Consider the following 21,073-nt stretch of genomic DNA (forward strand, 5'->3'; position numbering starts at 1 on the left):
TAGCATGACGAACAATCCTCACCCACCCCACAACGACGAACCGCGCTGGGCTAGCTGGCTGCTAGACACCTTCGGCGATCCCAATACCCGCGAAGAGGTGCAGGGCGACCTGCTCGAACTCTATGCCTATTGGGTCAGCACCGAAGGCAAACGGCGGGCCGACTGGCGATACAGCCTGAGTGCCCTGAAACTGTTACGGCCCCTGGCCAAGCCAACCCATACACCTGAGCATACGACCACTTTTTTTCTAAGCCCTGCTATGATCCGAAATTATCTAAAAATTGCCTGGCGAAATCTGATTCTCCATAAGGCATTCGCGGCCATCAACGTCATTGGACTGACTATTGGACTGGCTACCTGCCTGTTGATTGTGTTATTTGTCCAGCATGAGCTAAGTTATGACCGCTACCATGCCAAAGCCGACCGGATTTTTCGGGTAACGATGGACGGCCAGGTTGGCGGTAAAGCAATAAAACTTGCTCCCGTTGGCGTTCCCGTTGGCCCGGCTATGTTCCATGATTATTCGGGGGTAGAAGCCACCACGCGGCTGTACAACGAAGGGACGTTTATCGTCAAAAACGCGAACGAAAGTTTTAAAGAAGAGCATGTCATTTTCCCCGATTCCAACTTTTTCGAGGTCTTCTCGATACCGCTACTAAAAGGCCGGGCAAAGACGGTGCTGCTTGAACCCAACACGGTGGTACTTACGGAAACAATGGCCCATAAATATTTCGGGAGTCATGACCCTATCGGCAAAACGCTGACGCTGGGCACACGCGGCCTTTTTCGGGTAACGGGAGTCTGTCAGGACGTCCCGCTGAATACGCATTTTCATTACGACATTTTTGCGTCTGTCCGCTCGGTTCAACTGCGCAACACATGGTTATCCAGTGCAGCCTATACCTATGTTGTCCTGCGGCCGGGCTATTCGATTGACAACCTAAAAGCCAAAATGCCCGAGTTGATCAGTAAATACATGGGACCGGAAATCCAGAGTCTTTTGGGTATGAGTCTGGCTGATTTCCATAAGAAAGGCGACCGGTTTGGGTACCAGTTTCAACCCATCACTGACATTCACCTTCAGTCGCACCTTGAGAATGAAATAGAGCCAAACAGCGACATCCAGTATATATACATTTTCTCCGCCATCGCCGTGTTTATCCTGCTGGTGGCCTGTATCAACTTCATGAACCTAAGTACGGCCGGATCAGCCGGACGGGCGAAGGAAGTCGGCATTCGCAAGGTACTGGGTTCCGTAAAACAGCAATTGGTCGGGCAGTTTTTGAGCGAATCGGTGCTGGTCACGTTTATCGCTCTGCTGGTTGCTCTGGCTATCGTAACCGTAGCCCTACCGAGCTTCAACCAACTGGCCGGTAAACAATTTTCGGTCAACTCGCTCATCAATGGCTGGATGATACCGGGCATGCTCCTGGCCAGTTTATTGATTGGTCTGTTAGCCGGTAGCTACCCCGCCTTTTTTCTCTCGGCCTTCAAGCCCATCAGTGTCCTGAAAGGCACGGTTCGGGCGGGTTTTAAGAGCGGCTGGCTACGCAACACCCTCGTTACGACCCAGTTTGTCGTCTCGATCAGCATGATTATCGGCACCCTGGTGGTCTATCAGCAGCTCCATTTTATTCAGGATAAGAAAGTCGGCTTCGACAAAGACCAGGTGCTGATTCTCCACGACACGTATTCCCTTGGGGATAAAGCGGATGCCCTCAAGGCCGAGTTAGCTAAGTTGTCATCCGTCCGTGACATTACGCTGGCGGGATACTTACCTGCCGGAGCCTCTAATCAGGCAACGGATGGTTTTCAACTAAAGAACGGGGCTGGCGAGTCAATCACCTACCGGGAGCAGTCCTACTACATCGACGCAAACTACGTACCGACGCTGGGCATCGGTATCGCGCAGGGCCGTAACTTCTCGAAAACCTTTTCGACCGATAGTGCCGCCGTGCTCATCAATCAGGCAGCCGTTCGGCAGTTTGGCTGGAAAAATCCGATTGGGCAACAACTTATGACCGTGGGTAACGGCAGCCCCGAGAGTAGGCGTACCTATACGGTGGTGGGTGTCGTCAGTGACTTTCATTTCGCATCCATGCATCAGCGCATTGCGCCCCTGGTTATGTTCTACGGGTCCGACAACTACCAGATGGCTCTGCGTGTCCAGACGACCGACATTCCCGGTCTACTGAAAACAGTGGAGCAAACCTGGAAAGCCCAAACCGATATACCCTTTGCGTATTCCTTCCTGAATGAACGCTTCAACGACGTGTATAAAGCCGAACAGCGTATCGGGCAGTTGTTCAGCATCTTCGCCGGGCTAACCGTTATTATTTCCTGCCTGGGCTTATTTGGTCTGGCCATGTTCACAACCCAGCAGCGGACCAAAGAAATTGGGGTTCGCAAAGTGCTGGGCGCGTCTGTTGCCAGCGTCGTCGCCCTACTCTCGCGGGATTTCCTGAAGCTGGTACTGGTGGCTTTAGTTATTGCCTCGCCCATCGCCTGGTACGCCATGAACCGGTGGCTGCAGGATTTCGCGTATAAAATCGACATTGCCTGGTGGGTCTTTGCGCTGGCGGGTCTGCTGGCTGTGGGCATCGCCCTACTGACGGTGAGCTTTCAAAGCATCAAGGCCGCGTTGATGAATCCGGTGAAGTCGTTACGATCCGAATGAGTGTATCCAATAAACCACCTCAATGGGCCAACTGGTTGCTGGTCACCTTTGGCCATCCCGATACGCAGGAAGAAGTTGAGGGCGATTTGCTCGAGCTTTACCTATACTGGGTGCAAACGCTGGGTGAACGGCGCGCCCGTTGGCGGTATAGCCTGGCCGCGCTGAAACTGCTGCGACCGCTGGCTAAGCCAGGAAAATCACGGGATTACCCAACCCATAATCACTTCAACATCAGCATGATACGCAACTACATAAAAATTGCCTGGCGGAATTTGACGCAGAGTAAAGGCTATTCGGCCCTCACAATTTTTGGGCTGTCGCTTGGTTTGGCGGTGAGTCTGCTCAGTATTCTGTACGTAGCGGACGAGTTGAGTTACGACAGGTATCACGAAAAAGCCGACCGGATTTACCGGATCAATAGCGATATCAGCTTCTCGCTCAAAGCCCTGAAAGCGGCCTCATCGCCAACGCCAATGGGCCAAACCCTGAAACGGGACTTTCCGGAAGTAGAGGAAGCTACCCGATTAGGCAAACACGGTAGCCGGGTAATAACCAGTCATGTGGTAAAAAGTAATAACACCACGATTCGGGAGAAGGGTGTGCTCTATGCCGACTCGACTGTTTTCGACGTGTTTACATTACCCATGCTGGCGGGAAATCCGAAGAAAGCCCTGGCCGAGCCGCAGTCGGTGGTTATCACGGAGAGCATGGCCAAAAAATACTTCGGCACGACGGATGCCCTGAACCGGGTACTGATTTTTGATGACAACGATGTCAGACGGGTAACCGGAGTCATTGAAGACATGCCGGCACAGTCGCATTTTCAGGCTGACTTTCTGCTGCCTTTGCATGAGTTAAACGATGCCAAAGTCAATAAATGGGGCAACCACATGTTCAATACGTACGTGCTGCTCCGACCCGGTACAAACCCTAAAACGGTAGAAACCAAATTCGAACGCATCCTTCAAACCTATGTCGATCCGGCACTGCGGAGATTCTTCAACACCTCGCTGGCGGATAGCCGAAAAGCGGGAAACGACTTCAAGTATTCCCTGATGCCATTGACCGATATTCACCTTCATTCTGACCGCGATGGGGAGCTTTCACCGAACAACAGCATCGAGTACGTGTATCTGTTTCTGTTGATTGCCCTGTTCATTTTACTGATTGCCGTCTTCAATTTTATCAATCTGACAACGGCCCGGTCAGCCAAACGGGCTCGGGAAGTGGGGGTCCGAAAAGTAGCGGGTTCAAGCCGGGCAGAGCTGGTTCTACAATTCCTGTCGGAATCTTTATTAACCACTTCTTTTGCCTTACTGGTCGGCCTGGGCTTGGTCTATTTCCTGTTACCCACGTTCAACACGCTGTCAGCTAAAAATCTAACATTCAACCAGCTAGAGAATACGTCATCCATCCTCTATTTGTTGGTAAGCTCCGCAACCGTCGGGATTCTGGCGGGTTTGTACCCTGCCCTGTACCTGTCTTCGTTCAAACCAATTACCGCGTTGACAGGTAAAGTATGGGTACTGCCCGGACGCCAAAATTTACGCAACTACTTAGTGGTTTTTCAATTTTCGCTTTCGGTCCTGCTCATTATTGGCACCTTACTGATTAACCAGCAAATGCAGTATATCCAGACGAAAAAGCTGGGATTCAATAAAGAGCAGGTTGTTGTGATCAATACGGCCCAATCGACGGAACAGGAGTTGATCACCTTCAAACAGGAAATGCTACGGAGTCTTATTGTAAAAACGGGAACGGTTAGTGGTTTTCTGCCCGTCACCTCCAACCGTTGGAGCGACATGTGGTATCCGGAAAACGAAACGGACCAAAAACGATCGGTAGGCATGCAGGAGTGGCAGGTCGATCCGGATTATATAGCCACGCTGGGCATGCAACTCCTGAAAGGGCGGAATTTTATGGCCGGACGTCTGGCCGATAAACAAGCCGTACTGATCAATGAAAGTGCGGCCAAACGATTTGGCTACGCCAACCCTATTGGAAAGCACCTTCATAAAACGGGGGGCGAAAACCTGACAATCATTGGTGTGGTGAAAGACTTCCATTATGAATCCCTGCGGAACACGATCGAACCCGTTGGGCTCGTGCTGGATGCAGCCCCGTTAGGCGGCCATATCGAACCGTATTTGGCCAACGTTTCTTTCCGTCTCAATACGGCTGATGTGGCTTCGGCGCTTGCTACAATAGAGAAAACATGGAAACAGATTGCGCCAGACCGCCCTTTTACGTATTCCTTTCTGAGTGAAGATTTTGACGCCATGTATCGCGCCGAACAACGGACGGAGCAACTATTTATGGCCTTTGCTGCCCTGGCGATTCTGATTGCCTGTTTGGGCCTTTTCGGTCTGAGTGCGTTTGCCGCTGAGCAACGACAAAAGGAGATCGGCGTGCGCAAAGTACTGGGCGCATCCATTCCGGGTATTATCGCGCTGTTGTCGAAAGATTTTCTAAAACCGGTTGTAGTTGCCATTTTGATTGCCTCGCCCATTGCGTGGTGGGCAACCCACAAATGGCTTCAGGATTTTGCGTATAAAATCGACATCTCGGGGTGGATCTTCGTTCTGGCCGGTTTCATAGCCATTACCATTGCCCTGCTGACGGTGAGTTTCCAGAGCATCAAAGCGGCCCTGATGAACCCGGTAAAATCACTGCGAAGTGAGTAGAGGCCTACTCACTCAGTCAACTTTATAGCCCCGCCGGTTGCTTGAATATGGTGCAAATCAGCTATATATCATCGAAATCAAACGTTCTTTAGCCCCTCACGATACTATCACTAATCGACATGATAAATGAATTGAAAGGCCGAAACTAAGCCCCCTTCAATTCGTGTTCGTATCTTTGTATGCCGTTTCAGGAAGAAACGGGCATCATGAACCATTAACATCGCGGGGCTTTGAACCCCGGCAGATATGAGCAAACACGGACGAATTCTGGTCGCCATGAGTGGCGGCATCGACTCTTCACTGGCAGCCGTCCTGCTACACGAAGAAGGGTATGAGGTCATTGGCATGACCATGAAAACCTGGGATTATGCCTCCTCCGGCGGGACAAAAAAAGAAACAGGCTGCTGCAGCCTGGACAGCATCAACGACGCCCGCAATATTGCCGTTAACCTCGGCTTTCCCCATTATATTCTGGACATCCGCGAAGAATTTGGGGATGCCGTAATCGATCATTTCACGGGTGAGTACCTCGAAGGCCGGACGCCCAATCCCTGCGTGATGTGCAATACGCACATCAAGTGGGACGCGCTGCTGCGCCGGGCCGACCGGCTCGATTGTGAGTCGATTGCGACAGGCCATTATGCCCACATCCGGGAAGAAAACAGCCGATTTATTCTTTCCAAAGGCATCGACTCGCTCAAGGACCAATCTTATGTACTTTGGGGCGTTTCGCAGGCGAGTTTGAGCCGGACCAAACTGCCACTGGGTCACTTGCGTAAATCCGAAATTCGGGAAATGGCCAAAGAGCGGGGCTTCATGGAACTGGTCACTAAATCAGAATCATACGAAATCTGTTTCGTGCCGGATAACGATTATCGGGGCTTTTTGAAACGGCGGATGCCGGGTCTGGAAGCCGAGGTAGCCGGGGGCAATTTCATTCTGGAAGGTTCCGGCAAAGTGCTGGGCAAACACCAGGGATACCCATTCTATACCATTGGCCAACGCAAAGGGCTGGGTATGGCATTTGGTCAACCTATGTTCGTTACCGAGATTCGGAAAGACACGAATGAAGTCGTGCTGGGCGTCGACAAAGATTTATTCCGCGATGGCATGATCGTCAGCAAATTGAATCTGCAGAAATACGACCGCATCAACGGACCGCTCGAAACGGTTACCAAAGTGCGTTATAAAGACCCCGGAACACCCGCTACTATTTCGCAGGAAGGTGATAAAGTTGAGGTTCTTTTCCACGAAGGTGTATCGGCGATTGCGCCCGGCCAGGCGGCCGTTTTCTACGACGGCGACGATGTAATCGGGGGCGGCTGGATCATGAAAAGCTTTCGCCAGGGCGATCAGCAAACGCACCAACCGTTTGCCTTAAGCACTGTGGCCTAGCGATTATAGATTATTTTAGGTCAGAAGTCGTCAGGAAAACAGAGACTTATCGTTCTTTGTACGCCTGGCGACTTTCTGCTTACCACCCTATTGCCTAAATTCCCCACATGAAAAAGTTATTTCTGCTTACAGGCCTTATGCTGGCCTTTGCCGTTCAGCTACTTGCTCAGTCATCCAGTTCCAATGGGGCACTCTCCAGTGCGGCACCCTCCAGTGCGGCACCCTCCGGTGTGGCACCCAAAGGCCACCCGAACACGGCATCGGCGGGCTGGAAACCTTTGTTCGCCAGCGATCTGTCGGATGCCAGCTTTCCTAAGGGTGTGTGGAGTATGGATGATGGGGGCGTTTTGACGGCCACCGCCGACAAGGCTATCTGGACAGCCATACCCTACGATGATTTCATCCTTGACTTGCTTTTTAAAACCGCCGATGGCACTAATAGTGGCGTTGTAGTTCATGCCAGCGATACAACGAACTGGATTCCGAACTCGGTCGAGATTCAGATTGCCGACGACTATGCTAAAAAATGGGCCGAATCACCCACCAACTGGCAGTGCGGTGCTTTCTTCGGACATCAGGCAGCTATCAAACAGCAGATTGTCAAAAAGCCCGATGAGTGGAACCGATACACGGTTACCTGTCAGGGAAAAATGATCTACATCGTGCTCAACAACCAACTCATCAATACCATCGACCTGTCGAAATTCACTTCAGCCAAAACGAATCCAGATGGCTCGGAAGTGCCCGCATGGCTCAACAAAGCCCCGGCCGATCTTCCTCTTCATGGCTACATTGGCTTACAGGGCAAACATGCCGGTGCGCCCATCTATTTCAGGAATCTGAAAATAAAAGTCCTGTAACGCGGACCCAACCGCTATAATCGGTTGTTCAGTAAGTATGCAAACAGAACCTCAAACTCGTCATAGTCCTGCGCTGCCCGAATTGCGTTTTTCGCTCAATCTGCTTTATGTAGGGCGGTTGCTGTTGGGCATGGCGTCGTCAGCGATGACGGCCGACGAGCGGATCGATGCCTTCGATGAACGGATCGAAGATATAACCGACGAATTGGTGTCTACTGAACTCCTCCACGAAGCGGCCATTTTAGCGGGTGATGTTTTGCCTATAGTCCCGCCAGACAGCGACATTTAATCACCCCTACTCTCGTTACACCCTATGCCCAACACGCCACTTACTGCCCAATCGTGGGCCGCCCAACCGTGGGCCGCCCTGTTTGATATGGACGGTGTTCTGATCGCTAACACAGATTTCCATATCAATGCCTGGCTGCAGTTTGCCCGGCAACACGAACGTCCGCTTACCCGGGATCAATATGTCGAACATATCAACGGGCGTGTAGCAGCCGATGCAATGGCCTACGTTTTTCAGCGACCGTTTTCGTCGGGCGAACTGATCACCTTAACGGAAGAAAAAGAAGCTATTTACCGCGAGTTATATCGCCCCTATCGCCAACCGACGCCGGGTTTGCTGGATTTTCTAACGGCCTTGCGCGCCCAATCCGTTAAGCTGGCGGTTGGTACATCGGCGCCCGAAAGTAATGTCCGGTTCACCCTGGATGAACTTCCGTTAAGGCCTTACTTTGATACAGTTGTGGATGCCAGCATGGTTCATCGGGGTAAACCCGACCCGGAAATTTACCTGACGGCCGCTCAGCGAGTTGGTATTGAACCCGGCCAATGTGTGGTGTTCGAAGACGCCCTGGCGGGTATCGAAGCTGGTCTGCGGGCGGGCATGAACGTCATCGCACTGGCCACGACGCATACACGCGACGAACTGGCCGATACAGGTGCCTCCCTCGTTGTCGATGATTTTACCGAGTTAAGCGTCGATACCGTCAGAGCGCTGATCGACAAGTAGACGCCTTTCGCCCTTGATTCCACCTGTTGAGCGGCATATTTTGTGTACTTTTGTCACCGAGTTTCTAACGTACGCATGAATACATCGCCATTGGCTGAAATGCCAGATCAACCATTTATTCCCGCCCGTGAGGGATTTTTCTTTCCTGCCGAATGGCATCCGCACGCAGCGATCTGGCTTAGCTGGCCCCATACCGAAGCCTCCTGGACCAGGGAGCGGCAGGAGCTGATGTTTCCGGCTTATATTGACTTCATCAAAGCCATTGCCGAAAGTGAACAGGTCTGCATCAATGCCCATAATGAGGAAGTGATGCAGGCGGCTAACTTACGTCTGCTGGCTGCCGGTGCCGATATGAGCCGAATTACCCTGCTGCCTCACCCAACCAACGATTCGTGGTGCCGCGATCATGGCCCGGCGTTTCTGATCAATCCACAGACAAACGAGCGAATGATCGTCAACTGGGGCTATAATGCCTGGGGCAACAAATACCCGCCTTATGACCGCGACGACCTGATTCCGGTCGAAATTGCCCAGTATCGCAAGCTGAACTATGTGACCCCGACAGCATCCACGGGGAGCATCATTATGGAAGGCGGATCCGTAGAATTCAACGGAGCTGGCACCGTACTGACCAGCCGCGCTTGTCTGCTCAACCAGAACCGGAACGCACATTTGACACAAGCTCAGATTGAACAGTATTTATGTGACTTTTATGGGGTTAAGCAGGTGTTATGGGTTGAAGAAGGGATCGTGGGCGATGATACCGATGGGCACATCGATGATACGGTTCGGTTCGTCAATGAGGATACCGTATTGGCCGCCTACGAAGCGAATCCGGAGGATGAGAATTACCCCTTCTTGCAGGAGATCCACCGGGAACTTCGGGAGATGCGCCTGTTAAACGGCAAGCCACTGACCATCGTTGAGCTACCCATGCCCGACCCCGTTTACAGCGACGGGCTACGCTTACCAGCTTCCTACGCCAACTTCCTGATTACCAACGGGGCGGTTATCGTACCGACGTTCTGCTGCGACAAAGACCAACCGGCCCTGGACATTATCGGTTCGTGCTTCCCCGATCGTAAAATCATCGGCATCGACTCAACTGACATTGTGTGGGGTCTGGGCAGTTTTCACTGTCTGAGCCAGCAGGAACCCACAGTGTAGATGTATGATGTAGGGTATATGATATATCTACTACCCATAAAAACCAGGACATACATCTTATATCATACACCCTACATCCTTAAAAACGTGTACGACAACAAAACCTTCCGCTCAGTCACGAATACGAGTAACGGCGAAGTGAGCAGCGAGACGCTATTTCATTACCATCAGCAGGATAAAGTCGTCTGGGCTGAATATGCAGGTGGCGGAATTCTGAAGGGTTTTCTGATTGCCGTCGTTCTGGAAGGTGGCTTTTTGGATATGCGCTATGAACACGTAAACACGCAGGGCGAATTGATGACCGGACGTTGTTCGTCTGCCCCCGAATACTTACCCGACGGCCGGATTCGATTGCACGAACAATGGCAGTGGACGAGCGGGGACTGTTCTTCGGGTTCGTCCATTGTTGAAGAAGTTTTACAGTAAGGCTACATGAAAGAGGCATGCGAATTCGTCTAATCCTGTTTGTTCTATCAGTCGGTAGCTCGATTCAACTGAGTTGCACCCGTCAACCCACGTTAACGGCTGAATTGACACCCCGCTCCCTGAAAGCGGTCAATCTGGAAGAAACGTTGAGTCGGCGGGATGAGTTGATGATGGCCTACTCACTCACCAGCTACGATGCAAAAAATAAGGCCGTGGCCGTTGTGAATGGTGGCTGGGGCGTTGAATCTGTACAGAAAGAGCAGCAACTCGATCTACAGACGACCTCACCACAGGGAGAACATAACCCGGCCAAGCCTATCAGCCTGAGCATACCCCGGAACGGGCGCATCGTAGCCTCGCTGGTACTCATTGAAGTAGACGACTACAACCAGGCGAGACAGACGATGGCAAAAATTCAGAAGATCCATAACCTGATCGCCGTTCCGGCAGGTTTGTTGCTAACGGCTACTGAATTGCTGACGCCCTTAAAATACGTATCGGCCGGGCTGGTAGCGTCTGGTGTTGGCCTGCAATTACTGGATAAACTTGACGATGACGACCTGCTTGGGCAAAGCAGTGTGGAGTTGCGGGAAGCGGATATTCGTCAGAAAAATCAACGATTTATCCGGGTACCCGCTATTTTTACGGGGCAAAAACTAAAGGACTCGTTTGAGTATCGGTTGGAATACGACATCACCCTTAAGTCGGTGAAAATCCGGCCTGTGCGCCAATAAGGGCGCTCGTATAACGTTGCTTAATCATACCGAATGTTTTTCCCGCCGTATCGGTTTTACTAACATAGTTAACATTACTTTTTCAGACGCTATGCGCCATTTCACAGGCGGCTTCCTGCTGGCTTTACTCGTAACAGCCTGTAAGACAGCCGCACCAGTTGTTCAGCAAACACCACCAGAACCCGTTATTCTGACACTGGGAAACAAAGCCTTTACCACCAGCGACTTTTTTCAGTCCTTTACCAAAAATCAGCTTTCCTCCGATTCAGCCCAACGAACGGACATAAAAAACTACTTCGATCTTTACACGAATCTGAAGCTGAAAGTGCTGGCTGCCGAAGCCGGTGGCCGCGATACGACCGAAGCGTTCCGGGAGGAAATGAACACCTACCGAAAGCAACTGGCACAGTCGTACTTAACGGATAAAGTGCTGGTGGAATCGCTGGCCGCCGAAGCCTATCAGCGGATGCAGACGGAAGTCAACGCATCACACATTCTTATTCCTGTTTCTGAATACGCCACCCCTGCTGATACCCTGACAGCCTACCAGACAATCCTCGCCTTACGCAAACAGGCACAGGAGGGAGCGGACTTCGCTCAACTTGCACGCGAGCACTCCAAGGATGTAAAGACGGCTCAAAATGGAGGAAATTTAGGATACATAGCAGCTTTCGAGGATGTTTATCCATTAGAAACGGCTGTTTTTAACACACCCGTTGGCGGTATTTCTGCACCCGTCCGTACGCGGTTTGGCTACCACATCATTAAAGTAAACAGCCGTCGCCCAAGCCGGGGCCGCGTTCGGGTAGCGCATATCCTGGTTCGGATGAGCCCATCGGCCGATGAAGCCGGACAGAAAGCGGCCAAAGAGCGAATCGATGGCGCCTATGCCCAACTCCAGAAAGGAGAATCGTTCGATCAGGTTTGCCGCCAGGTTTCCGACGATGCGACGTCCAAGGTCAATGGGGGCACATTGCCCATGTTTGAACCCGGCCGCTGGGTACCTGCCTTTGAAGATGCGGCTTTCTCGCTGGCGAAACCGGGCGATTATTCAAAGCCCGTTCGAACCAATTACGGCTGGCATATTATCAAACTTATCGAACGAAAACCACTAGACGCCTATACGACGCTGGGGCCTTCGCTGCGGCAACGTGTAACGACGGATAGCCGTGCGGACATTCTCCGGCAGGCAACGGTGCAGCGTTTGCAAAAAGAGTATGCCGTGCAACCCGATCAGGCAGTCCTACAAAATGCGTTGGCCAAAGCCGACAGCAGCTTACTGCGTGGGCAATGGCGCTTCCCTGAACCACTCGACCCGGCCTTACAAAACAAGACGCTCGTCTTGATCAATAAACAGCCCTACAGCGTCAATCAGTTTTTCGATTACGTCCGCCAAAAGCAGCAGCCTCTGCGGAATCCGGCACTGGCCACCACACCCGGCACTAATCCGGCAACCTCGGCTGTAGATCGTCCCGTTGGCGGTTCGCCAACGATTGCTATGAATCGATTATTTGACCGATTTGTGGGCGATCAGCTGATATCGGTAGAAGAAGCGAACCTGGACAAAAAATCGCCTGAATTCCGGGCGTTGCTCAATGAAATCAGAGACGGGGTTCTGCTTTCTCAGGTGATGGAGCAAAACGTTTGGGAACGTTCTATGGCCGACTCGACGGGGCAGCGGCAGTATTATGAGCAGAATAAAGACAAATACCGGTTCCCCGACCGGGCGTTGGCGACAATCGTTGTTGCGCAGAATGATAGTCTGCTGAAACAGGCCACTACGTTGCTCAGTGGCCGCCCGCCCTATCAGCTTCGACGGTCGGCAGCTCCGCTTACGTTTGCCAAAAGTCAAACAACGTTAACGCCCGCCCTTCGCGAAGCCCTGTTCGATGTGTTGGTCGTGATGAGCGCCAACCCCAACTACCTTGTCGAAGTGAGTGGTTCGCATGATCCTGCAGAACGCGATTCGGTATCGGCCGGTCGAATTAGGCAAGTAGTCGGTTATTTGCAGAAAAATGGCATATCGCTCAACCGCATCATGGAGAAAGATTTTCAGGGTGCACGACCTGGCGCCACCAAAGATGCCCAGCGCAATGTCGCTTTCCAGTACTTCAGCAATGCTAAAGACGACATTGCGAAAGTCATTAACAGCCGATCGGGTGCACCGACGACAGCGACGCCCCGCCTTACCGATAGTCCGGCGGTAACCATTACGACGGGCTTGTTCGCCCGGGGCGAAAACCCATACCTCGATAGCGTTACTGACTGGAAAGTGGGGACAACGCCCTTACGTCGCGACAATAAAGCAATTTCGGTGGCCATCGAACGAATTGAACCGGCTCGGCCCAAAACGTTTGCCGAAGCGCGGGGAACGGTCATTAACGAATACCAGGCAACGCTCGAGAAACAATGGTTGGCCCAGCTCCGGCAAACCTATCCGGTAAAAGTCAACGATGATGAAATCCGGAAGCTGGCAAAGTAAGTTTTTGTCATGCATCTGAATTAATTCTTCGAATCTGGCATCAGGACAGGAAGTAAATTAACTCTTAAAATTGCTTAAAACGCAGAGTAACAACCATTCTCTGCTTATCTTTAAATCATGAAAAAAGTAATCAGCAGTGCGCTTGTTATGTTGGTCGGCTGGTTTCTGACCACGCCCACCTTTGGGCAGGGCCAGGGCGTTAGCCTGAACAGAATCATCGCCAAAGTCGACAACTACTACGTGCTTCAGTCCGATCTGGAAGAAGCCTACCAGTCATACGTTGGCCAGAACCAGACACCCCCACAAAAATGCCAGTTACTGGAGAGCCTGGTCATCAATAAAATGATGCTGGCCAAAGCCGAAATTGACTCCGTGGTGGTCGATGACAAGATTGTCGACAGCGAGCTCGATTCGCGGATGCAGTACATGATCCAGCAGTTTGGCTCCGATAAAAACATCGTGGAAGCTTACGGCAAAAGTCTGGAAATGCTGAAAAGCGAATTACGGACTCAGGTGAAAGACCAGAAGATCGTTCAGAAGATGCAACAGAAAATCACGAGCGATGTGAAGGTGACACCACGCGATGTTCGTAGATTTTATGATGGCATCCCAAAGGACAGCCTGCCCTATATACCGGCCGAAGTAGAAGTAGGCCAGATTGTTCGGTTTGCCAAGCCAACCAAAGAACAGAAAGAAGTATTACGCCAAAAACTGCTTGACTTTAAGCAACGGGTGGAGAAAGGCGAAGATTTTGCGAAACTGGCCAAAGAAAACTCCGAAGACGTTGGCTCGGCCCAGAATGGGGGCGACCTCGGCTTTGCCAAGCGTGGTGTGATGGTGGCGCCGTTTGAAGGAGCCGCCCTTAAATTAAAACCAAACCAGTTGTCAGACGTCGTGGAGTCGGACTTTGGTCTTCACCTTATCCAGTTAATCGAGACGCGCGGGGCTGAATACCATGCCCGCCATATTCTGCTTCGACCCGACTACAACCGGCTGGACATTTCAGGGCCAACGCATTATCTGGATAGCCTCCGGAATCTGATCCAGATTGACTCGCTGAAATTCGATAAAGCTTCCAAAGAGTATTCGGAAGACAAAAATACGGCCGATGCGGGTGGCCTGATTCGCGATGCTCAGTCGGGTAGCAGTCGGTTGGCTATGGACGGAACGATGGAATATGCGATGTTCCAGATGCTCGATACCATGAAAGTTGGCAGCGTTTCGGCACCTCTGCCTTACCGGACTGAAGATGGAAAAAGCGCGGTACGATTATTGTACTTCAAAAGCAAAATCCCTCCGCACACGGCTGATTTCACCAAAGATTTTGAGAAATTGCAGGCTATCGTGTTAAGCAACAAAAAGAATCGTGCCATTGATGACTGGTTCAAAAAATCAATCGCCGACGTGTACATTACCGTTGATCCTGAGTACCATAGCTGTCGAATATTTGGCACTACGCAGGGCAGCGCAGCGACGCTAAGCGGTGGAGGAAATTAAGTTAATGATTAACAGGCATGATGACCGCCTGTGCTAATCATACCTGATTGATTACCCTGGTTGCCAACGCAACTACGTTACCGTTCTTGATTTATCATTCCTAATTAGAATCCTGTGCCCTACTCATCGGATGTTGCGGCTGCCGAAGCCCTTACAGTTTCCTATCAGAAATTAAAAACTGAAATTTCAAAAGTTGTTATTGGTCAGGATGATACAGTCCGTTTGCTGTTGACCGCCATCTTTTGCCAGGGACACTGTCTGCTGGTTGGTGTGCCGGGGCTGGCCAAAACCCTGCTGATTCAAACCATCGCCGGTGCGCTCGATCTTGATTTCAACCGGATTCAGTTTACGCCGGATTTGATGCCATCTGATATTCTTGGTTCTGAAACGCTGGACCAGGAACGCAATTTTAAATTTATCAAAGGCCCCATCTTCGCTAATATTATTCTGGCCGATGAGATTAACCGGACCCCTCCTAAAACGCAGTCGGCTCTGCTCGAAGCGATGCAGGAATACTCCGTAACGATTGCCGGTCAGAAATATGGCTTAGGCCGGCCGTTCTTTGTATTGGCAACCCAGAACCCAATTGAGCAGGAAGGTACGTATCCCCTGCCTGAAGCGCAGTTGGACCGGTTCATGTTCAACATTTATCTGGATTATCCTTCGTATCAGTCCGAGGTTGATATTGTCAAAAACACAACGTCGGATAAGCGATACGATGTGCAACGGGTCATTACCGGCGAAGAAATTCGAGAGTTTCAGCAGTTGGTGCGTCGGGTTCCCGTCGTCGATAATGTGATCGAATACGCCGTCTCACTCGTCCATAAGACCCGACCAAACACCGAAAAAGCGGCAGCCGATGCCAACTCTTATTTGGAATGGGGAGCGGGCCCACGGGCCTCGCAATCACTAATTCTGGCCGCGAAGTGCAATGCCCTGCTGTCTGGCAAATACTCTCCCGATATCGAAGATGTTCGGGCGGTAGCGCTGCCTATCCTTCGCCACCGGGTGGTGCGGAACTTCAAAGCGGAAGCAGAAGGCATATCGGTCGAGCAGTTAATTAAGCGATTGCTGTAAATTAATACGAAACTATATGTAAAAGGGCCATTTCTGATCAGAAATGGCCCTTTTACGTACTATAAATTCAGGGGTTAGAAACCCGAATCAATAGTCGTCTTCATCTTTGAGGTTAGTTTTCCCTAAAAAATCATCCTCGCCCATTCCCGTCGACTGATCATCTACACCAGAAGCGTCTACATCGTCGGTCTTTTCGCTGACGAGGTAGCCCTCTTTAAGGTCATCTTGTCCGGTATCCCAGGTTTCTTCGTTTTTCTTATTGGGTTGTTGATTTTCCATAACGCGTTGTCGGTTTTGTTTACTGTACAACCGAAAATGAAGCTTCAAGTTTGACGAGAATCAAGGTTTCAGCGGCCAGATGGATTCAGGGTTTACCCGAATACTGACCGGCTGGCCCACGTATAGATCCGTATGCGTGGTCAGCAAACGCAGGCATACATAGCGCGACAACTCGATTTCCAGCTCGTAATGGCTCCCCTTAAAGAACAGAGCGCGAATCGTTCCAGTAGTTCCTTCATCCGAGAGATGAACCTGTTCTGGTCGCAGGCAAATGAGCTCATTAGGATTATCCCTCTCAGGTAAGTTAAGGATAGACAAATGCTTTGCTTTCAGAATATTGACCGGTCCGGTCATGCGGGCGGCATAGGCCGTGGCGGGTTGTTGATACACCGCTACCGGACTACCAACCTGGATTAGCTTACCATCGCGCATGATACCCAGCGAATCGGCAATGGACAGGGCATCTGTGGCATCATGGGTAACCAGCAGGCAGGATGTCGGCTGCAATTCACTTCCATTCTCACGAACCATATCGAACAGCAGATCGCGGACAATAAGCCGGTTGGGCAGGTCAAGGTGGCTGAACGGCTCATCCAGCAACAAAACGGCAGGCCTGTCGGCAATAGCGCGGGCGATGGCCGTACGTTGCTTTTCGCCCCCCGAAATCTGGCGCGGCAGCCGACCCTGTACGTCCGTCAACCGACAAAGTTTCAGCAGTTCGTCGACCCGAAAATCGCGATAGCTTTTTTCAAAGAACCGAAGTGCATAATTGATGTTATCCCGAACCGACACATTTGGCATAAGCTGGTACTCCTGGTGTACCAGCCGAATATCGTTATGTCCGGGTACCAATACTTCTGCGGGTCCCCTTACCCGCTCGCCATTCAGCCTGACATCGCCGGTATCGGCATCGGTCAATCCGGCCAGCAAACTCAGCAGGGTACTTTTCCCAGAACCGCTGGCCCCAACGAGTGCCATAATCCGGCCCGGTTCGAGATGCAGGGAAACATGCCGTATGGCGGGCACAGCGCTGTAGGCTTTGGTAAGGTTGGTAGCAGTGAGCATACGTAAATCGGTAAGGCCCTGAAGACCTTACCGATTTTGACTGGGCTTTAAAAAATGAAATTTGTGCTCAGAAATTCAGACTTGTGATTTCCCACAATATCGTTCAGAATCTCTTTGTTGGCTGGCGTATCTTTCGTGGCTACGGCCGACCGAATGGAAAACGAACGGAGTGCATCTTCAACAGACAAGGTGCCTTCGGCCGAGTCTTTCCGACCCGTGAACGGGAATGTATCCGGGCCGCGCTGGCACTGGGCATTGATATTGACGCGGCTGACCAGATTGACCAATGGGTCAATGAGCCGGGCGATCTTTTCTGTGTCCGTACCAAAAATACTGGCTTGCATGCCGTGATCATCCGTAATGAGGTAATCGATAAACTCTTCGACATCATCGAAGGGGACAACCGGAATAATGGGGCCAAACTGCTCTTCCCGATAAAGCTTCATGCCTTCCTTAACCGGATAAACGACCGCCGGTCTGAACAACGACGCGGCTACCTCACCCCCGCCCTCATTCATGATCGATGCGCCATGCGCTTCCGCATCCTGGATACAATCGGCCAGATAATCGGGTTTGCTCGGCTCCGGAAGTGGCGTAATCTGCACGCCATCGCTCCAGGGCATACCCGGTTTGAGTTTGCTTACTTCCAGCCCGAAGCGTTTCAAAAACTCATCGGCGACGGACCGATGTACCCAGACAATTTTTATAGCCGTACACCGCTGCCCATTAAACGACAGAGCACCCAACAGGCATTCTTTAACCGCTACATCCAGGTCGGCATCGGGCAGAATGATCGCGGCATTCTTGGCATCCAGGCTCATGATCGATCGGAGCCGATTCAGTTTTGGGTGCTGGCGCTGTAACTCATCCGCCACCCGGCTGGAGCCAATCAGCGTTAAAACATTTACTTTCCCCGACTGCATGACAGGCGGAATAACATTGGCACCGCGGCCATAAAGCGAATTGACAACACCTTTTGGAAAGCTGGTGCGAAACGCTTCGAGCAATGGATAGTGCAATAATGAACCATGTTTGGGGGTTTTGAACAAAATAGTGTTCCCCATCAAAATGGCAGGAATTAAGGTTGTGTACGTCTCATTCAAGGGGTAATTAAAGGGCCCCATCGCCAGGACAACGCCCAACGGCGACCGCCGAATCTGACCAATTATCCCCTCTTCCATACGAAAGCGGGATGAATTCCGATCCATTGTTTTGAGCGTATCGATGGTATCGTAAATGTACTTTACGGTTCTGTCGAACTCTTTGGTCGAGTCGGCCAGGTTTTTGCCGATCTCCCACATAATCAGGTTGACGACCAGCTTTTTTTGTTCAAGCATTTTACCGACAAACGTCTCCATGCATCCAATGCGGTCAGCTACCGACATTTGTGGCCATTCGCCCCGGCCATTATCATAAGCTTCTACAGCCGCGTTCAGGGCTTCGATGGCTTCCGTTGGGCCCGTGACGGGAAAACTACCGACTAGTTTACGTTCCAGTTTACCATCGGCTCCTGGAATGCAAATGGGCGAATAAACTTCGGAAACCGGGCCATCCCACGGACGCATTTCGCCGTTGAGCAAGTATTCACGCTGGTGGATGGGTTCAATACGATAGTCGGCCGGAATTTGATCTTCCGTCGGAAAAAGTTGACTAAGTCCTTGGGTATTCATCGTAGAGGGAACAAATTGGAAAAGAAACACGGCAAACGTCGCCATTCGCCCGGCGAATTCCAACCCGCCTGAAAACAAAATTGGCTAACCCTCAGAGAGAATCAGCCAGATTGGTTGTCTTGTTCGTTTTTATAAAATGAGCTGGTACTTGTTTTTTACAAAGGCTCACTCGCGTTAACACCAGGACGAATCAGTACGATTAATCTTCAAACTTTACAGTCGTCAGGGCCCAGGTCAGTTCATTGAAAGGCGGCAAATCAAAATCGTTTGACGCTCGATCAGTAAGCTCATCAAGAACAGACCGTTGATTCACAGGTGCATTCAGGAGTTGCTGCCATTCGCTTTCCAGTTGTTTAATGGGTGACGAAAAAAGTTTCCCATCGAAGCTATCTACCGGAAGTTGTATAAGATGATCATCGTCAATAAGCTCTGCTTTTGCTATCTGTTTACCTTTTACGGCAAGAGAGCTCATAACATCCAGAGCAAATTCGAGGCTAGTAAACCACCAGGAAAAATCCCGGGTTAGGCCGTATTCGTCAACTATGGTAAAAGATAAGAACATACGATTCAGCTAGTTTGATGCACACAAAAATTACAGATATTCGCTTCTACGCAAATTTTATTTACTATTTGGTAACATAAAATTTATCATACCAAATTATTATAAATTTAATCATAGAATTATTAAGAACACTAATAAATGTTACTAGAAAAGTAATAAATATTACACTAATAATATTAAAACAAAAATCAATAAAACGGGTTATGCTTGACAAATTTGCTGCGTTTGTTACCAAAATAAGCCTTTCAAAAACATTATCTAGATCATGAATAAGCTCCTTCCTGAGCACTCATTGATACAGCAATTAAAACCACTGATTATCGATTAACAGGCGCGCAACCCTAACCACTTTTTTGGGGTTCTGATGTTAAATACGCGATCTGGTAAACTAGTATTGGTACCATCCCGTATAAGGCCGCCATTGAAAAAAATTTAACAGAAGAATATGGAAATTGGGATAGATAGTTTTGCATCGAACCTGTTGGAAAACGGAATTAGTACAACCCTAAGCGGACAAGAGGCTATGAGTCAATTACTTGACCGAATAGATTTGGCTGACCAGCTGGGTCTGGACGTATTCGGTATTGGGGAGCACCATCGCCCGGAATTTCTTGATTCAGCCCCGGCCGTTATTTTGGCCGCAGCCGCAGCCCGTACCAAACGCATCCGGTTAACCAGTGCGGTAACAGTGCTCAGCGCAGCCGATCCGGTGCGGGTGTTTCAGGAATTTGCGACGCTCGATCTTATCTCGCAGGGGCGGGCAGAAATGGTCGTCGGCCGGGGCTCTTCGATTGAAGCATTTCCCCTATTCGGATTTGACCTTAACGACTACGATACGCTGTTTGCCGAAAAACTTGATCTGTTGCTTGCCATCCGCGATAATGAGCAGGTGCACTGGTCCGGAAAATTCAGACCTGCCCTTACGGGCCAGGGAATTTACCCCAGACCCGTACAAAGTCCCCTGCCTATATGGCTGGGCGTGGGTGGTACACCGGCTTCTTTCGCACGGGCCGGTACACTGGGCCTACCACTCATGGTGGCTATTATTGGAGGAGATACCCATCGGTTTCGACCCCTGGTGGATTTGTATCGCGAAGCAGGCCGCCGGGCGGGTCACTCACCGGAAAAGTTGACGGTGGGGCTGCATTCGCTCGGCTATATAGCCGAGACAACACAGAAGGCCGCCGATGAAGTTTATCCGGGCTACGCCCGTACGTTCAACAAACGCTCACAGGAGCGGGGTGGACTGCCCGTAACACGGGCGCAGTTCGACGCACAACTCGGCCCCTTGGGCGCTTTGCTAATTGGTAGCCCTGATGAAGTAGCCGCTAAAATACGTCGGCATAGTCAGGCACTGGGCGGCATTTCGAGAGTAACTTTTCAACTGGATGTAGCCGCCCTGCCCCACGATAGACTTATGCAGACCATTGACTTACTGGCTACCCGTGTTGCTCCTCTGCTTCGTTAAATTTTGGCAGCTTAT

General features: G+C 50.9%; 17 protein-coding genes. 13 read left to right on the top strand and 4 right to left on the bottom strand.

The window, feature by feature from the left end:
* The first annotated feature begins 4 nt into the window (after positions 1-4).
* The 12 genes from ACYVAM_RS08555 (at position 5) to ACYVAM_RS08610 (ending at position 16,014) form a co-directional block, all read left to right on the top strand.
* Positions 5-2,677, top strand: coding sequence for an ABC transporter permease (locus ACYVAM_RS08555; RefSeq protein ID WP_461065907.1), 2,673 nt, complete (start codon positions 5-7; stop codon positions 2,675-2,677).
* Positions 2,674-5,361, top strand: a complete 2,688-nt coding sequence (locus ACYVAM_RS08560; protein WP_461065909.1) for an ABC transporter permease — start codon at positions 2,674-2,676, stop codon at positions 5,359-5,361. The genes ACYVAM_RS08555 and ACYVAM_RS08560 overlap by 4 nt, the downstream gene beginning before the upstream one ends.
* A gap of 246 nt (positions 5,362-5,607) precedes the next feature.
* Positions 5,608-6,756, top strand: coding sequence for a tRNA 2-thiouridine(34) synthase MnmA (gene mnmA, locus ACYVAM_RS08565; protein ID WP_461065911.1), 1,149 nt, complete (start codon positions 5,608-5,610; stop codon positions 6,754-6,756).
* 107 nt (positions 6,757-6,863) lie between these two features.
* Positions 6,864-7,616: a 3-keto-disaccharide hydrolase gene (locus tag ACYVAM_RS08570; RefSeq protein ID WP_461065913.1), complete on the top strand. Its 753-nt coding sequence runs from the start codon at positions 6,864-6,866 to the stop codon at positions 7,614-7,616.
* A 37-nt stretch (positions 7,617-7,653) separates the two neighbouring features.
* The gene (locus tag ACYVAM_RS08575) at positions 7,654-7,905 is read left to right on the top strand and encodes a hypothetical protein (protein WP_461065915.1); all 252 of its coding nucleotides are present in this window, start codon (positions 7,654-7,656) and stop codon (positions 7,903-7,905) included.
* Between the two features lie 24 nt (positions 7,906-7,929).
* On the top strand, positions 7,930-8,631 hold the full coding sequence (locus tag ACYVAM_RS08580) for an HAD family hydrolase (RefSeq protein ID WP_461065916.1): 702 nt from the start codon (positions 7,930-7,932) through the stop codon (positions 8,629-8,631).
* Between the two features lie 75 nt (positions 8,632-8,706).
* On the top strand, positions 8,707-9,798 hold the full coding sequence (locus ACYVAM_RS08585) for an agmatine deiminase family protein (protein ID WP_461065918.1): 1,092 nt from the start codon (positions 8,707-8,709) through the stop codon (positions 9,796-9,798).
* 87 nt (positions 9,799-9,885) lie between these two features.
* On the top strand, positions 9,886-10,224 hold the full coding sequence (locus ACYVAM_RS08590; RefSeq protein WP_461065920.1) for a n-acetylglutamate synthase: 339 nt from the start codon (positions 9,886-9,888) through the stop codon (positions 10,222-10,224).
* 17 nt (positions 10,225-10,241) lie between these two features.
* On the top strand, positions 10,242-10,958 hold the full coding sequence (locus ACYVAM_RS08595; RefSeq protein ID WP_461065922.1) for a hypothetical protein: 717 nt from the start codon (positions 10,242-10,244) through the stop codon (positions 10,956-10,958).
* A 91-nt stretch (positions 10,959-11,049) separates the two neighbouring features.
* The gene (locus tag ACYVAM_RS08600; RefSeq protein ID WP_461065924.1) at positions 11,050-13,440 is read left to right on the top strand and encodes a peptidylprolyl isomerase; all 2,391 of its coding nucleotides are present in this window, start codon (positions 11,050-11,052) and stop codon (positions 13,438-13,440) included.
* A 117-nt stretch (positions 13,441-13,557) separates the two neighbouring features.
* Positions 13,558-14,937: a peptidylprolyl isomerase gene (locus ACYVAM_RS08605; protein WP_461065926.1), complete on the top strand. Its 1,380-nt coding sequence runs from the start codon at positions 13,558-13,560 to the stop codon at positions 14,935-14,937.
* 114 nt (positions 14,938-15,051) lie between these two features.
* Positions 15,052-16,014: an AAA family ATPase gene (locus tag ACYVAM_RS08610; RefSeq protein ID WP_461065928.1), complete on the top strand. Its 963-nt coding sequence runs from the start codon at positions 15,052-15,054 to the stop codon at positions 16,012-16,014.
* An 87-nt stretch (positions 16,015-16,101) separates the two neighbouring features.
* Here the strand turns inward: ACYVAM_RS08610 and ACYVAM_RS08615 are convergent, their stop codons facing one another.
* The 4 genes from ACYVAM_RS08615 to ACYVAM_RS08630 form a co-directional block, all read right to left on the bottom strand.
* On the bottom strand, positions 16,102-16,293 hold the full coding sequence (locus ACYVAM_RS08615; RefSeq protein WP_461065930.1) for a hypothetical protein: 192 nt from the start codon (positions 16,291-16,293) through the stop codon (positions 16,102-16,104).
* 60 nt (positions 16,294-16,353) lie between these two features.
* Positions 16,354-17,358 (bottom strand): ABC transporter ATP-binding protein, encoded by a 1,005-nt coding sequence (locus tag ACYVAM_RS08620; protein WP_461065932.1) that lies wholly within the window; start codon positions 17,356-17,358, stop codon positions 16,354-16,356.
* 47 nt (positions 17,359-17,405) lie between these two features.
* Entirely contained in the window at positions 17,406-19,028 is a 1,623-nt protein-coding gene (locus ACYVAM_RS08625) for an NADP-dependent glyceraldehyde-3-phosphate dehydrogenase (RefSeq protein WP_461065934.1), read from the bottom strand.
* Positions 19,029-19,227: 199 nt separating this feature from the next.
* Positions 19,228-19,590: a hypothetical protein gene (locus tag ACYVAM_RS08630; protein WP_461065936.1), complete on the bottom strand. Its 363-nt coding sequence runs from the start codon at positions 19,588-19,590 to the stop codon at positions 19,228-19,230.
* Between the two features lie 445 nt (positions 19,591-20,035).
* Between ACYVAM_RS08630 and ACYVAM_RS08635 the strand changes: the two genes are divergently transcribed.
* Complete coding sequence (locus ACYVAM_RS08635; RefSeq protein ID WP_461065938.1) at positions 20,036-21,058, top strand: LLM class flavin-dependent oxidoreductase; 1,023 nt, start codon at positions 20,036-20,038, stop codon at positions 21,056-21,058.
* Positions 21,059-21,073 lie beyond the last annotated feature (15 nt).

It is taken from the genome of Spirosoma horti, from assembly GCF_054776595.1.

Bases quoted from the DNA above. Each gene is read 5' to 3' on its own strand.
- ACYVAM_RS08555 (WP_461065907.1), top strand. From the start codon at position 5: ATGACGAACAATCCTCACCCACCCCACAACGACGAACCGCGCTGGGCT.
- ACYVAM_RS08560 (WP_461065909.1), top strand. From the start codon at position 2,674: ATGAGTGTATCCAATAAACCACCTCAATGGGCCAACTGGTTGCTGGTC.
- mnmA (WP_461065911.1), top strand. From the start codon at position 5,608: ATGAGCAAACACGGACGAATTCTGGTCGCCATGAGTGGCGGCATCGAC.
- ACYVAM_RS08570 (WP_461065913.1), top strand. From the start codon at position 6,864: ATGAAAAAGTTATTTCTGCTTACAGGCCTTATGCTGGCCTTTGCCGTT.
- ACYVAM_RS08575 (WP_461065915.1), top strand. From the start codon at position 7,654: ATGCAAACAGAACCTCAAACTCGTCATAGTCCTGCGCTGCCCGAATTG.
- ACYVAM_RS08580 (WP_461065916.1), top strand. From the start codon at position 7,930: ATGCCCAACACGCCACTTACTGCCCAATCGTGGGCCGCCCAACCGTGG.
- ACYVAM_RS08585 (WP_461065918.1), top strand. From the start codon at position 8,707: ATGAATACATCGCCATTGGCTGAAATGCCAGATCAACCATTTATTCCC.
- ACYVAM_RS08595 (WP_461065922.1), top strand. From the start codon at position 10,242: ATGCGAATTCGTCTAATCCTGTTTGTTCTATCAGTCGGTAGCTCGATT.
- ACYVAM_RS08600 (WP_461065924.1), top strand. From the start codon at position 11,050: ATGCGCCATTTCACAGGCGGCTTCCTGCTGGCTTTACTCGTAACAGCC.
- ACYVAM_RS08605 (WP_461065926.1), top strand. From the start codon at position 13,558: ATGAAAAAAGTAATCAGCAGTGCGCTTGTTATGTTGGTCGGCTGGTTT.
- ACYVAM_RS08615 (WP_461065930.1), bottom strand. From the start codon at position 16,293: ATGGAAAATCAACAACCCAATAAGAAAAACGAAGAAACCTGGGATACC.
- ACYVAM_RS08620 (WP_461065932.1), bottom strand. From the start codon at position 17,358: ATGCTCACTGCTACCAACCTTACCAAAGCCTACAGCGCTGTGCCCGCC.
- ACYVAM_RS08625 (WP_461065934.1), bottom strand. From the start codon at position 19,028: ATGAATACCCAAGGACTTAGTCAACTTTTTCCGACGGAAGATCAAATT.
- ACYVAM_RS08630 (WP_461065936.1), bottom strand. From the start codon at position 19,590: ATGTTCTTATCTTTTACCATAGTTGACGAATACGGCCTAACCCGGGAT.
- ACYVAM_RS08635 (WP_461065938.1), top strand. From the start codon at position 20,036: ATGGAAATTGGGATAGATAGTTTTGCATCGAACCTGTTGGAAAACGGA.